Origin of the sequence: uncultured Solobacterium sp. (assembly GCF_963517755.1) — a bacterium.
Classification (GTDB): domain Bacteria; phylum Bacillota_I; class Bacilli_A; order Erysipelotrichales; family Erysipelotrichaceae; genus Bulleidia.
Genome location: NZ_CAUQGG010000003.1, coordinates 1 through 14230, shown reverse-complemented (window position 1 = coordinate 14230; position 14230 = coordinate 1). Strand labels below are relative to the sequence as shown.

The following is a 14230-nucleotide window of genomic DNA, read 5'->3' as shown; positions in this document are numbered from 1 at the left end:
AAGAAAAACCCAACCAATTTTGGCTGAGTTAGTTCGTTGTTTGATATACCCATTTATGAATACGTGGCTGGAGTTTCTTTGTAAAGTATCCTAATAACGGTCCAAATGTAAATGCCAGGATGATTGTTCCTTCACGCATTGGGAATATTGCATGGAAGAAGAAACAACAAATTAATATCAGTATTATAAAGACTACATCTGCTAGCTGTCTTACTTTGCCAAACTCCATTTGGAATTTCTTTGCGAAAAGTACACATGTACTTTCAACTGCAAGTCCTATCATCCCACTTGCAGTCATCATCGCATCTCCAAAAGTACAGATGACGATAAATACCATTAACAAAACAAGACGCACAATATAGAAATCTGAATTCATCCCTGCAAATACGATGTAATAAAAATAGTTAATTGTTATCCCCATCAGGAATGAAACTGGAATCTGTAACAGAAACATCAGACGATATTTCTTTCGTAACATTAGTATTTGTATAGCAATACAGATACAGTTACCAATTAATCCAACTGTCCCTACCTCAATTGCGGTGATTGAACTAATACTAAGTGCTAAGGCATCATAAGCCCCTGTCCCTAACGCCACCTTCATAATTCCAGCAGCGCCTATCGCTACAAGAATCAAACCAGCAATTTCAATCAGAAGATGTTTAGCAAACTGTTGCTTTGTTATTTCCATAGGATTCTTGTCTCATAGAACTGTTGTTCAAAGCCAACAGCTTGAATGATTTCGTTTTCATCAATATTTTCTGTAACGCGAGTGACGATGAAATACGAACGATGATCATCCTTGTGGTAGATAATCCCACTCACAACTCCATCGAATGTATCTAAAGGCTCTTTTGGACCAATGACATAAGCATCTTGGAACTCTCCATTCTTCTGGAATAGTTCTTCAACATAGCCTGTATTTACAGGATACGTTAAATCTGCGATATGTGGATGGAAGCTTCCATATGCATGATCGATAATGACTGTTACAGTTTTACCCAGCCATTCTCTACCCACAAGATATTCCATTGGTGTGTAGTTCATTCCACCTGCTTCTGTAGATATTCCAACATTCTCAAATCCATAGTGATGATAGAAGTCCGCTGCTGAATCCACAACGTTAGCGGTAATCTTTGAAAGACGATTCTCATCTGCCTCTTCTTTCAATCGATTTAACAGTGCCGTTGCATACCCCTTTTTACGGGAGGCTTGTTTTGTTAGTAACAGAATAATATGCATCTTATCAAGATCATAAGCTAAGATGCTTTCTAAACCTTCTTCGTATAAGCCATAAACTGTAAATTGTTTAAGGCGTTCTGCCATAAATTCACTAATACTCTTAGCAGCTTCTTTACTCCATGAAACATCTATCTCAGAAAGAATCACTTCTTTGGCAAGACTAATTGCTTCATCAAGTTCTGCTGCTGTTAATATTCTAATATCCATTAGAAACTGATGTTACGGTCATACATCGCAACCGCCTCTTTGATAACATTCTTACGCAGTTCATCATTGATGAATACAACTTCAACTGGTAAATCCTTTGCATATGGCACAGCCGCATCATGAATCTTTGTTAAGATATCCTGTTCTGGCTTTTCAGCTTCTACAACTAAGAAGAATGCCATCGCTGGACCATATAGTTTTGCCTTTAACCAAACTCTGCTAATGGCATCATTTGTTTCACAATAGTCATATACAGCATTTACCAAGCGTGTTGGATATACATTTGGTTCAGAATATGTGATGTTCATAGGTGCTGTTGGCTGTACAGGCTTTGGTCTTTCTCTACCTGCAAGGATTGCAATAAGTGGCTTAGGAATAACGATATTATCTGTTCCTGGGTTGATGATAACACCTTGAATCTTTGTATTTGGATCGGATAATAATGCATCGTATTCTTGAATTGTTCTTACGATATTCTTTGGCGTATCATCCTTCTCACCAGCCACCTTAAATTTTGTGGATTCTTCAACATCTGTAAATGCAGGGAAGAAAGCTTTCCCATCATTTGTATTAATGAGGAAGAACTTAATCTGTGATGGATTTACAGTTGGTAAAACACCATTATGATCTGGCTTTAGTTCTACATCAAAATTACAAGGTGCTAGTAATCTTGCTTTCTTTAATGCATTTGATAATGCTTCTTGTCTTTCAGGGGTACTTCCTTGTTTTAAATCATTGATTGCTTTCTTTACTTCTGGATTCGTAACAGGGGCAATCGTTCCCTGCTGGATTTTTGCTTTCTTATCTGACATGATGTACTCCTTTACATTCTTAGTAATTATACCCTTTTTTTCGCTATCATTCACTAGATTACATCATATTCACAGAAAGAATGATGTACAGTGAGATTTGACAAACATAAAATCAAATATTTAAATATTATACATATCCATTGCAGTAAATCAGAAGTGATAGAGGTATTGAACTATGATCTTTCATGAATTTGGTGATAAATGTTTACCACATATTATATTAATACACGGTGGTGGTAATTCATGGTGGAATTATCTTCGACAAGCACAAGTGTTATCTGAAAAATATCACGTTATTTTACCAACGCTTGATGGACATGGCGAAGAATACCAAAAAGAATATATTTCAACTGAAGCTTCCGCACAAAAGATTTTAGAGTACATAAAAAGTAATTGTGGCGGAAAGGTATTTGCACTAGGTGGTGTATCATTGGGTGGTCAAATAGTTATCGAACTATTATCACTAGATCGTAATATTGCCCAAAAAGCGATTATCGATGGAAGTATCTGTATTCCTCAACCTAAATTAGCTAAAATTTGTGTAGGAGTTATAAAAGTATTTGGCAAACTCATGCTTAACAAATCCATATGCAAGATGCAGTTAAGCTTGATGAAAAAAATATATCCTAACATGGCATTTCCAGAAGTACTTGATAACTATTATATAGAAGATATGCCAAGGCTTCCTATTGAAACACTGGTAACTATCTACCAAACATATATGGGAGAATATACACTAAAACGTTCTATCTCTGAAAGCAATGCCGAGGTCTTATATATTTATGGCGAAAAAGAAATGCGCTGTGTGAAGGAATCCGCAAAACGCTTTAAACAAATGCATCCAAACTGCACTCTATATGAAGCAAAAGGCTGTAATCATGGATACCTATCCATCTATTTACCTTTAGAGTGGATAAGACTAGTAAATCCTTTTTTGGAAAACTCACATTCATCTAAAGAAGAAATCAAACCATAACGTATTATAATAGAGAAGATTTTAAGGAGTCATATATGAAAAAAATAACTTGGAATTCACCTGTCATCTTATCGTTTGCCCTAATTAGCTTAATCGCATTAGGACTGAACACTATAACAAACGGCACTACAAACTATCTTATATTCTCTGTATATGGAGGATCATTACTCAATCCACTTTTCTATCTGCGTTTATTCACACACGTATTAGGACACGCAGACTTATCACATTACATGAATAACATGTTGTTATTCTTATTGGTAGGTCCAATGCTAGAGGAGAAGTACGGCAGTAATCGTTTACTTATAGTCATCTTGGTGGTCGCTCTTGTAACGGGTATTGCACATATCATTATCGCTCCAAATACAATGTTATTGGGTGCTAGTGGTGTTGTATTTGCCTTCATTCTATTATCAGCAGTAACTGGTTCTAAAGAAGGTATCCCACTTACATTCATCATCGTTGCAGTACTATATATTGGAACACAGATTTATGAAGGTGTATTCAATATCGATAACGTATCACAGTTAACTCATATTATCGGTGGTATTATTGGTGGCGTCTTTGGTATGACACTACGTAAGAGTCGATAATTTAATTCTAAAATTGCTAGAATTCTACGGAATCTAGCTTTTTAATTTGTATATATTCTATGAAATTGCACATGAAATTCGATTATCATTCACACTCTCTTCACATTTGTGCTCTAAGATAATAGACGTAGTAACAAGGAGGATTGAAATATGTCAGATAACTTAAATGAAACAAACAACGAAATTAATGAATCAAATCAATCTGAAACAGTTGAAAACAAAACAGAAACTGTTGAAGAACAACATACAGAAGATGTAACAGAAGCTACTCAACAAGCAGCTAATGTAGATGCTAAAGAATCTAGCGAACAAGCAAAAGTAGAAACAGTTAACCAAACTGTTATGACAACACCAACCAAAAAGCAAAATATTATCGGCTCAAAAGTCATTGCGACTATCGGTAAAGGTGCACTCGCAGTACTGTGTGGATTTGGTGGTGCTTGGCTATATTCAGCACAAAGTGGAAGTACTGGTAAAACAGTAGTTTATCAAACAACAGAATCTGGTAGCAGTAAAACAACTTCCGTTTCTAACGAAAAAGATGGCTCCGGTTTAACAGTTGCAGAAGCTGCCGCAAAAGCAGCTCCTTCTACAGTAGAAATTCAAACAGAAATCACACAACAATCGTATGGCATGTTCGGTGGTACATACACAACAAATGCTGCTGGTTCTGGTGTCATCATCAGTAAAGATGGTTATATCGTTACAAACAACCATGTAATTGATGGTGCCCAAAAGATTACAGTTAAGACTAGTGATGGAACAGAGTATGACGCAAAACTTGTTGGTACCGATGCAAAGAGCGATATTGCAGTATTAAAGGTTGACGCAAATGACTTAACACCTGCTACACTTGGTGATTCATCCAAGATTTCTGTAGGTGATACCGCAATCGCAATTGGTAACCCATTAGGTACACTTGGTGGAACCGTTACAGATGGTATCATCTCTGCAACATCTCGTGAACTTGTTGTTAACAACGAATCTATGAAGCTTATCCAAACAAATGCCACGATCAACTCTGGTAACTCAGGAGGTGGATTATTTGATGGTAACGGTAATTTGATTGGTATCGTACAGTCTAAAGACTCTGGTACATCTTCATCTGGCGCAACAATCGAAGGTATCGGCTTTGCAATCCCAGTAAATGACGCAATGGAGGTTGCGGAACAATTAATTAAGAACGGTAAAGTTACAGACCGTGCAACATTAGGTGTTTACTTACAGACTCTTACTACCCAACAAGGCAACTACACTCCTGGTGTATATGTCACAAATGTTATCGACGGTAGTGGTGCACAAGCTGCTGGCTTAAAGGCTTATGATAAGATTGTAGGTGCAGATGGCAAGGAAGTTTCTAGCTATCCAGATTTATCCGCAATTCTAAAGACAAAGAAACCTGGTGATACAATTGATTTAACAATTGATAGAGATGGTAACCAGATCCAAGTCACAGTTACTCTTACAGGCACACTAGAAACAACACAATCCCAAAATAACAACCAACAAACTCTCCCTAACCAAGGCGAGCAAAACAACAATAAATAACAAATATAAATACAGAGTATCCCCTACTCTGTATTTATTCTATTTCAATAGTTGACCAATTATTGACCACTGCATAATAAAACCCGCTATTTATGCGGGTTTTTTAACTATGGCGCAGGAACAGGGATTTGAACCCTGGCACCGTGTTACCGATCTACAAGCTTTCCAAGCCTGCCCCTTCAACCGCTTGGGTATTCCTGCAAAGTTTTCATAGGACATGAATTATAATACCAATTATTATTCAAAAAATAAAGTATTAATGTAGAAATAATTTAACTTTCCACGTAAAATAAACATACTGGAGGTTATACAAAATGAGCGATTTGACAAAGAAAGCATTAGGCGCTTCTCTAAAGAAGATTTTATTACAGAAGCCTCTCGAAAAGATTACGATTACTGACCTTACAAATGATTGCGGTGTTAACCGCCAAACATTTTATTATCACTTCCATGATATATATGATTTAATTGATTGGATTTATCTTGCGGAGGGCGAAGAGGCCATCGGAACTCAACGTAGTTATGATAGTTGGCAAGATGGACTTTTATCTGCCTTCAAGATTATTGAGAAAGAAAAACACTTTATCTTAAATACAATTCACTCTCGTTCACAATCCCACATCATGCGTATGCTAGAAGATGCGGCGGAGTACTTACTATTAAATGTAATTCGTGAACTTGCGAAAAATTATAAGGTTTCTAATGAAACAATTCATTTTATGGCATCCTTCTATCGATTTAGCTTTGCCGGTGTAATATTTGACTGGATTGAAAAAGGTATGCATGAAAATCCACAAAAGATTGTTGATCGAGTTGCGATTCTAATGCATGGCACATTCTCTTCTGCGCTAGAACGTTTCGAAAAAACAAAAATGTAAAAAAGACCTTATGGTCTTTTTTTAAAGTATTGATAATAGATATCTAATGCGGTTGCAGGTTCTAAGCCTGCTCCTTTTTTAGATACAACCGCTCCCGCTATATCATTTGCGAACCCCAGAATATCCTTCATATCCGCATGCATGCATAATCCTGCAATCACAGCACCTACATGCGAATCTCCTGCACCAATTGTATCTGCTACAGTTACTTTCTTTGATGGCACATGCACAAAATTTGAGCCATCATAACTCGTAGACCCATTTTCACCCAACGTAACAATCACAATATTCCCTGTTCGTGTATGCAGTTCCTGTAATCCTTCGTTGATATCGTTCTTTCCACTCAAACCGAACAATTCTATTTCATTGACATGCAAGACTGGTTTGAGTGCATAGATGCGTTCCATGATTTCTTTAGAGATATGTGCATATCTTGGACCTGGCGCAAATACGACCTGTCCATCACATGCCGCTAGGCAATCTACAATACGTGAACCATCCTTGTCTTCAATCTCTATTCCACAAGCATAGATATATCCATAGGAAGAAAGATCAAGCGAATCCGCCCATTCCTTTTGGAATGTATACTCTGCACCATGGTAAGAAAGGAATGTTCTTTCTCCACTATCCTCAACCAAGCAATAACAACAACCATTTTCTTGCTCAGTACGAATTGTGGTAGTAATACCTGCTTTTTGTAATTCTGATTCTACAAATTTTCCATATACACCTGTACCTACTGGTGAAAGAAATGTATATGGTATGGAAAGCTGATGTAATATTGATACGACATTAAATGCACAACCACCAATCTGTAATGTTTGACCATAGATATTCGCATCCTGTGCAGATGCAGGTATCGCTGGCAAGTTAATAATCACATCACAAACTGTTGAACCAATGATTAAACAGGGTTTCATATTTCTATCCTCTATGCTTTCTTATAATGAATAATACCACCAATATTCTTGGCGTTTGTATAACCCAATTCTCTTAATCGCATGACTGCCAAACCAGATCTTCTACCACTATGGCAATACACAAATAGTGGAGTGTCTTTTTCATAATGCATGTTTTCAATTTGATCAAACTCAGAGAGCGGAATATTTACACTATCAGGAATATGTTCTTCTTCATATTCATCTTTTTCGCGGACATCCAACAATACTGCACCAGGAATCGTCTTCATGTTTTTTAGTTCTTCATTGATGTCCGTTGGACGAAAAATATCAAATAATCCCATTTACTATTTCACCTCCATGAATTCTTCTGGTGTTATCATGAGCTGGTTTAAGTGATATGTGCCATGACTAAACGTGAACTTCGCAATCCCACCATTTGGCATGATATGTTTTCCTTCTGCCTTCTTTTGTTCAGTTAAATCTGCACGATAGATATTAAATAAATGCTTGAGAAGTGTCATATAGAGTGAGCCATGTGCTACAAGCAATACATTCTCACCATCTTTTGCTCGTGAAACTACAAGTTTTAAAATTCGATCAATACGTTCAATGACCTGTTCTTCGCTTTCCCCACCGACATCACTAAAATCAACACTTGGGTTAAAGCGTTCATATAATTCATCCATGATAGCTTCTCTTACTCTAGCTTCATAGGTTCCAAAGTTGATTTCTCTTAAATCTTGATTTGGTATCGCCGCAATATCATGCGACTCTAAGATATACGCTGCTGTATCACGTGCTCTTTCTGCAGTCGAACAATACGCAAACGCAAAATCAATATTATGTAATGCTTTCCCCGATAACTTTACCTGTTCAATTCCCTGTGCAGTTAAAGGGCTATCACTTCTTCCCTGCATACGATTATAGTGATTAAACAGTGTCTCTCCATGTCTTACATAGTAGAGGTATACTGTCTTTTCTTCCATCTTATATACGAAGTTCTTTGGCTCTACTGGAACCTGTTGAATCTGATATTCACCATCTTCGTATGTGAATACCATAATTCCACCATTTGGAATCATACTGCGACCTGTCATATCACACTCTTGATGCAGTGCATCAATGTCAACACCTAATAGGTACTTCATGGTACAAATTTGATACATGCCATGACCCACAAGTAGAATACGATCACCATCTTCGGCCTCATCAATAATTATTTGTAACGTCTTGCGAATACGAGTTTCCATCATCGCTGGGGATTCACCACCCGCCGAACTATAATCTAAGCTTTCACGGCATTGACGGATTTCTTCAGCATGTGCTGTATGCCTAGCAGCTTCTAATCTACCAAAGCTCATTTCATGCAATCCTGAAAGTAGAACTGGTCGAATCTCTCTATCTTTCGCTATGATATCCGCAGTATTCCAAGCACGCTCACTTGGGGAAGAATAAATATGATCAAACCAAACATCCTTGAGTCGATTCGATGTTTCATGTGCCTGTGCGATTCCACGCTCTGTTAATGGGGAATCACAACTTCCCTGCATACGGCCTAAATGATTGAATAATGTTTCTCCATGACGAACAAGATAAAAAGTAATTTTCATGTCTGTTCTCCTAACGCATTTATACTATCATTTTCTACTCATTATAGTAATTGTATTACGCAAATTTGCATAAAAAAGAAGGACAATTAGTCCTTCTAGTCTAAATAAGGATTACTTCATTACAAAGCCAACTGCAGTACCGCGACGTACAGGTGATAAGCGTACATATGTCTCAATCTTTGGATAGCTTGATACCTCATGGTATTCAATCTCATCCCACTTTAACCCTGTATTGTGTGCAGTTAAGAAGTCATCTACACCAAGTGACATCTCTGGAACAGGCACAAGTGTAATTGTTGGGCTATTATCATCCAAATAATTCCAACCACCCATGATACCTAGTGTTTCATCTAGGCTTTCATGGTACATGATACTGAGGTAACGGCTATCTGGAGTACGTCCATGATAGTCATATGTATTACCGATGAATAACGCACCGTTTTCATCGCGATATAATACTACAACGTTTTGGTACTGATCTAATGATACTGTTTCTTTGAGTTCCATAATCAACCCCCCTTGTATCAATACTATTTCATATCTTTAAGGAAAGCAACATATGCGCGATATGCTTCGTATACGTCTGCTTTAGATACTGTTTCAAATGGAGCGTGCATGTTCTGAACACAGATACCTGCATCGATAACATTCATATTCTTATTGGCAAGAATATAAGCGATCGTTCCGCCTCCGCCAACGTCAATCTTACCTAATTCGCATGTTTGGAACATAACGTTGTTATCATCCATGCACTTACGAATCTGTGCCATAAATTCAGCACTTGCGTCATTAGAACCAGACTTACCACGAGAACCTGTATACTTGTTAAAGCAGATACCCTTTCCAAAGTAAGCAGAATTCTTTGGTTCATATACTTCTGGATAGTTTGGATCATACGCAACAGATACGTCGCTTGATAACATTGCACTATTTTCAAGAGCCTCATGTAAGTTTACAAGTGTTGCGCCAACTTGCTTATCTAATAATTTTGTAACGACATGTTCGAAGAAGTCACTATGTGCACCAGTAGCACCTACAGAACCGATTTCTTCTTTATCAACTAGGATACATACAGATGTACGTTCTGGCTTATCAATTTCCGCAATAGCACGAAGTGATGTGTACGCACACACCTTATCATCATGACCATAGCCTAAAATCATAGAACGATCTAAACCATAATCACGCGCTTCACCAGCAGGTACAACTTCGATTTCTGCTGAGAGGAAGTCATCTTCTTCAATATCATATTGTTCCTTCAAGAGGTCTAAAAGATATGCTTTAACAGAATCCTTTTCAACACCCTTCTTAGGAATAGAACCTACTAATAGGTCTAACTTTTCACCTTCTACGACAGTCGCTGCTGGTTTTTGTAATTGTTGAGCAGCTAAGTGAATCAATAAGTCTGAGATACCCACAACTGGATCACCAGGCTTATCACCAATGTTAATTTCAACTGTTGTACCATCCTTCTTGCATACAACACCTACAAGTGCCATCGCACGTGCTACCCATTGGTACTTCTTGATACCACCATAGTAGTGTGTATCCATTAATACTAAGCCATCCTTTTCATAGATTGGCTTTTGCTTAAGGTCCATACGAGGTGAATCGATATGTGCACCTAAGATATTCATACCTTCTGTTAATGGCTTTTTACCCATTACAAATAAGATAACATTCTTACCCTTGTTTACAGCGTAATAACGATCACCAGCCTTTAGCTTCTTCGCTGTTTCTACTGGTTTGAATCCATGTGCTTCCGCAAACGCAACAGAATTAGTCACAAATGTACGTTCTGTCTTTGAGTTGCTCAAGAATACACGGTAATCTTCGTTAAATGCATGTAGTTTTTTTAACTCTGTTTTATTGAGTTTTTCCCAAACTGTGTTTCCCATTTTTATTCTCCTTTTATCTGATACTTTGCAAAGACATGTAACATCTTTTTCTCACCTGTGATTCGAACGATTAAACCATCTTGGTGGTACTCTAGAATATCCATATCTAGGATTGCTTTATATGTATCGAACATGCTTATTTTATCATAGCCTAGTTTACATACAATGCTTTCTTCTGCTGGATAAATCATTTCAATGATTTCTTCCAGCAATGTATCTAAGCCTTCTTTTGTATAACAAGAGATGGTAAGACCATCTACTCTTTCTGGATGTGCTAGCTTGTCTATCTTATTGAATACATGAATCTGTGGAATCTCATCTGCATGTATCTCTTTTAAAGTTTCTTGGGTAATAGCACTCTTTTCTTGCCAACTAGGATCTGCCACATCAATCACATGAATTAACAATTCTGCATCTCTTGCGGCATCCAAAGTACTCTTGAACGCTTCAATCAGTCCATGTGGTAAATCTGATACAAAGCCAACCGTATCATACAACAAGAATTTCTTATGTTTACTTTGGACCATGCGAACACTTGTATCCAAAGTTGCAAATAACATGTCTTGTTCTAGAACTTCTTGTCCCCCAGCATCCTGCATGGAAAGAATTGCATTCATCAAGGAACTCTTACCGGCATTGGTATACCCAACTAAGGCTACGCGTTTCAACAATGTCTTTTGACGTCTTCGCTCATCCTGATAACGACGTACTTCAATCTTACGTAGTTCTTCTTTTAAGTCATTTATTTTCTTTTGGTATCTTGCGGCAATGATGGATGATCGCATCTCACCAGCACCACGGTTTGTGACTGCACCACCACGTGAACGTTCGTTGTCATTATCTGCATGTAGTACACGTGGTAAATCATACTGTAAACGTGCCACTTCTGTCTGCAGTTTTGCCTGACGACTACGAGCACGCTTGGAGAAAATATCTAAGATTAACGCTGTACGATCAATCACATTGACACCACAATATGCAGAGATACGTTCACTGACCTGTATCTTTAAGGGATTGTAGAAGATGATACCATCAGCCCCTAGTTCTTCACACATCGCTTTCAAAGTCTCTAATTTTCCCATACGGAATGCGGTATGTGGGTCCATACTTTTTGATTGTTGGGTAATCGTTCCAAGTACTTCTAGATTACATGCTTCACAGAGTGCAACACATTCCTGCATTGCACTTGTAAAGCTACTACTATTTGCTTGTAAACAAACACCCGCAAGAATGATTTTCCGCATGCATGCCCTCCTTTTTATTGATTCTCTAACTGTAAGTAATAATAACTAACTGCTAGCCATTGATTGTGTTTATAGCCAATTTCTTCAAACGTTGCCTTTTTGACAAAGTCAAATCTTTCATGTAGTTTTTCGCTTGCGATATTCCCTGCAGTCACAAGCGAAACGATATTCTTATATCCAGATTTTCTAGCAATATCTATCATCTCTTTCATCAGAGTTTTACCATAGCCACGATGACATGCATTAGGATCCAAGTAGATTGCTAAATCAACCGTACATGCATATGCTTGACGACTATTAAAGTCAGAATAATATGCATATCCAACCGGTTTATCCTCTTCTTCTAAAATAATCCATGGATATTTTTTTGTGATAAATGAAACTCGCTGTTTAAATTCATCCAATGTTAATTCTTCTGTCTCAAATGTTGCAGAACTATTTTTGATATACCAGTTATACCAATTCAGAATAACTGGTATATCTTTTTCTTCAATATTTCTAATCATTAGAGTACACCGTGTTACCATCCATCACTGTTAACATAACTTTTGTACGATGGATGTCAGAAACAGGTATTGTACGAATATCTTTTTCTAGCACAACGAAATCTGCATAATATCCTTCTTGGATTGCACCGATACAATGATCCATAAATAACATCTTGGCACCATTTGTTGTAAAGGAAGCGATAGCCTCATCAACTGTTAGACATTCCTCTTCATTCATGCATGCATCATAAGAGATTGATTTTCTTGTGACTGCACATTCAATTCCCTTTAAAACATTCGGCATTTCAACTGGTGCATCCGAACCGTTCGATGCTAAAGTTCCTTCTAATAACGTCTTATATGGATAAGAAGTACTTGCAAGTTCCCTACCGACTCTAGAAGCAAGAATCTGTGCGTCATAATCAATAAAGATAGATTGGAAATAACAAGCCAACTTCTGATTAAGTACCTGTTTAATTTGATCAGGTCTCATAATTTGGCAATGTACGATACCATGGTGTAAAGGATTACCTTCTAATACAGTATCTTTATATACATGCAGTACATTATCTAGTGCCGCATCTCCAATCGCATGAGCGATAGTTGGCATATTAAATTGGTTTGCTAAACGTACGTAAGTTTCAATAACATCTTCTTCCAAAGATGCAATTCCCTTCGTCGTTGGATCATCCGCATATGCATTCTTCATATATGCTGTTCTAGCACCTAATGAACCATCTGTAATTAACTTTAATGGGCCAATACGGAAATAGTCATCACCTACATCAAAGGTATAACCATCATCCAAGAACTTTGAGAATTCCTTTGGATTATTAAACTCACATTGTTCATTGACACGTACCGTCATATCTTGTTTGTACGCCAGCGATTCAAAAGCACTCAATACAGGTTTATAGTCATGCGCAACTGCCAAGAAATCATCACTACCAACTGTTGTAACACCAAATTGGTTTGCATAACTTGCACCGATGTGGATGTATTCTTGAATCTTTTCTGCATCTGGTTGTGGGTATGCATTATGAATATTATTTAAAGCGTTCTCTTCCACAAAACCATTTTCATAGTCAATATTTCCGCCTTCAATCTTTGTGTGTTCTGTAATACCAGCAGCTTTCAGGGCAGCCGTATTAGCAGATAAAACATGGCCACACGCACGTGTTAAAGCAATTGGAACTTCTGTACTAATTTCATCAAGCATTTGTCTTGTTGGCTTTTGGCGGTCTGGGAAGGATTCTTCATTATAGCCACGGCCAATAATCCACTCACCCACTTTTGTAGTCGAAAGCTTTTCTTTCACCTTTTCGATAACTTCTTCATTGGAATGACAATCATCCAATACAACATTGGATAAGTACATACCAAGTTCTGCCAGATGCATATGACTATCCACAAAACCCGGGACAACGAACATACCCTTTAAGTCAACGATTTCAGCACCTTCCCCACAGAGTAATTCTTCAATCTCTTGATTTGTGCCAACTTTAATAATATATTCATCACTCGTCGCAAAAGCAGTTGCTGGATTTTGCCAGATATTACAATTGATATAACCTTTTTTCATATGTGATGATCTCCATTTCTTCGTAAAGATTATACTATTAACCCCTCATTCCTTCATAGAAAATACCTAAAAATCACCATACTTTCATATGGTGACTTTGTTTATTCGGTACGTAACGCTTCTACTGGATCTTTTTTCGCCGCACTACGAGAAGGAATTAATCCTCCAATCACAGTAATTATGATACTAATCAAAATTAATACTCCTGCAGATTCTAGTGGTAATACCGCACTTAAATCTTCAATTTTAG

15 protein-coding genes and 1 tRNA gene are annotated in these 14230 nt (G+C 37.4%); 4 read left to right on the top strand and 12 right to left on the bottom strand.

The genetic code is table 11. The annotated features are described in order from the left end of the window. Positions 1-28: 28 nt before the first annotated feature. The 3 genes from RWM19_RS02360 to RWM19_RS02350 are packed head-to-tail and all read right to left on the bottom strand — an operon-like array spanning position 29 to position 2261. The gene (locus RWM19_RS02360) at positions 29-691 is read right to left on the bottom strand and encodes a hypothetical protein (RefSeq protein ID WP_313983190.1); all 663 of its coding nucleotides are present in this window, start codon (positions 689-691) and stop codon (positions 29-31) included. Next, entirely contained in the window at positions 682-1449 is a 768-nt protein-coding gene (locus RWM19_RS02355; RefSeq protein WP_313983188.1) for a GNAT family N-acetyltransferase, read from the bottom strand. Before RWM19_RS02355 ends, RWM19_RS02360 begins: the two co-directional genes overlap by 10 nt. Further along, a complete protein-coding gene (locus tag RWM19_RS02350; RefSeq protein WP_294024315.1) occupies positions 1449-2261 on the bottom strand; it encodes an enhanced serine sensitivity protein SseB C-terminal domain-containing protein in 813 nt (270 codons plus the stop codon). The genes RWM19_RS02355 and RWM19_RS02350 overlap by 1 nt, the downstream gene beginning before the upstream one ends. A 175-nt stretch (positions 2262-2436) precedes the next feature. Here RWM19_RS02350 and RWM19_RS02345 point away from each other — a divergent pair, with 175 nt between their 5' ends. The 3 genes from RWM19_RS02345 to RWM19_RS02335 all read left to right on the top strand — a co-directional run bounded on the left by RWM19_RS02345 (position 2437) and on the right by RWM19_RS02335 (position 5378). Beyond that, positions 2437-3237 carry an alpha/beta fold hydrolase gene (locus tag RWM19_RS02345; protein ID WP_294024313.1) on the top strand — a complete coding sequence of 267 codons (801 nt, stop codon included), beginning with the start codon at positions 2437-2439 and terminating at the stop codon, positions 3235-3237. 35 nt (positions 3238-3272) lie between these two features. Further along, on the top strand, positions 3273-3830 hold the full coding sequence (locus RWM19_RS02340) for a rhomboid family intramembrane serine protease (RefSeq protein ID WP_313983185.1): 558 nt from the start codon (positions 3273-3275) through the stop codon (positions 3828-3830). Positions 3831-3980: 150 nt separating this feature from the next. Further along, positions 3981-5378 (top strand): trypsin-like peptidase domain-containing protein, encoded by a 1398-nt coding sequence (locus RWM19_RS02335; RefSeq protein WP_313983182.1) that lies wholly within the window; start codon positions 3981-3983, stop codon positions 5376-5378. Positions 5379-5488: 110 nt separating this feature from the next. Here the strand turns inward: RWM19_RS02335 and RWM19_RS02330 are convergent. Continuing rightward, a tRNA-Ser gene (locus RWM19_RS02330) sits at positions 5489-5579 on the bottom strand. Between the two features lie 113 nt (positions 5580-5692). Here RWM19_RS02330 and RWM19_RS02325 point away from each other — a divergent pair. Beyond that, positions 5693-6256, top strand: a complete 564-nt coding sequence (locus RWM19_RS02325; protein ID WP_313983180.1) for a TetR-like C-terminal domain-containing protein — start codon at positions 5693-5695, stop codon at positions 6254-6256. Between the two features lie 8 nt (positions 6257-6264). On the opposite strand, the gene RWM19_RS02320 is transcribed toward RWM19_RS02325, so the two are convergent. The 8 genes from RWM19_RS02320 to RWM19_RS02285 form a co-directional block, all read right to left on the bottom strand. Further along, positions 6265-7176, bottom strand: a complete 912-nt coding sequence (locus RWM19_RS02320; protein WP_313983178.1) for a PfkB family carbohydrate kinase — start codon at positions 7174-7176, stop codon at positions 6265-6267. A gap of 11 nt (positions 7177-7187) precedes the next feature. Next, on the bottom strand, positions 7188-7499 hold the full coding sequence (locus RWM19_RS02315; RefSeq protein ID WP_313983175.1) for a rhodanese-like domain-containing protein: 312 nt from the start codon (positions 7497-7499) through the stop codon (positions 7188-7190). A 3-nt stretch (positions 7500-7502) separates the two neighbouring features. Then, entirely contained in the window at positions 7503-8768 is a 1266-nt protein-coding gene (locus tag RWM19_RS02310; RefSeq protein ID WP_313983173.1) for a histidine phosphatase family protein, read from the bottom strand. Between the two features lie 111 nt (positions 8769-8879). Continuing rightward, entirely contained in the window at positions 8880-9275 is a 396-nt protein-coding gene (locus tag RWM19_RS02305; RefSeq protein ID WP_294023070.1) for a hypothetical protein, read from the bottom strand. Between the two features lie 23 nt (positions 9276-9298). Next, on the bottom strand, positions 9299-10666 hold the full coding sequence (locus RWM19_RS02300; RefSeq protein WP_313983171.1) for an aminopeptidase: 1368 nt from the start codon (positions 10664-10666) through the stop codon (positions 9299-9301). Between the two features lie 2 nt (positions 10667-10668). Further along, positions 10669-11910, bottom strand: coding sequence for a GTPase HflX (gene hflX / locus RWM19_RS02295; protein ID WP_313983169.1), 1242 nt, complete (start codon positions 11908-11910; stop codon positions 10669-10671). Positions 11911-11924: 14 nt separating this feature from the next. After that, positions 11925-12416 (bottom strand): GNAT family N-acetyltransferase, encoded by a 492-nt coding sequence (locus RWM19_RS02290; RefSeq protein ID WP_313983167.1) that lies wholly within the window; start codon positions 12414-12416, stop codon positions 11925-11927. Then, positions 12409-13980 carry an amidohydrolase family protein gene (locus RWM19_RS02285; protein ID WP_313983165.1) on the bottom strand — a complete coding sequence of 524 codons (1572 nt, stop codon included), beginning with the start codon at positions 13978-13980 and terminating at the stop codon, positions 12409-12411. Before RWM19_RS02285 ends, RWM19_RS02290 begins: the two co-directional genes overlap by 8 nt. Positions 13981-14230: the final 250 nt, after the last annotated feature.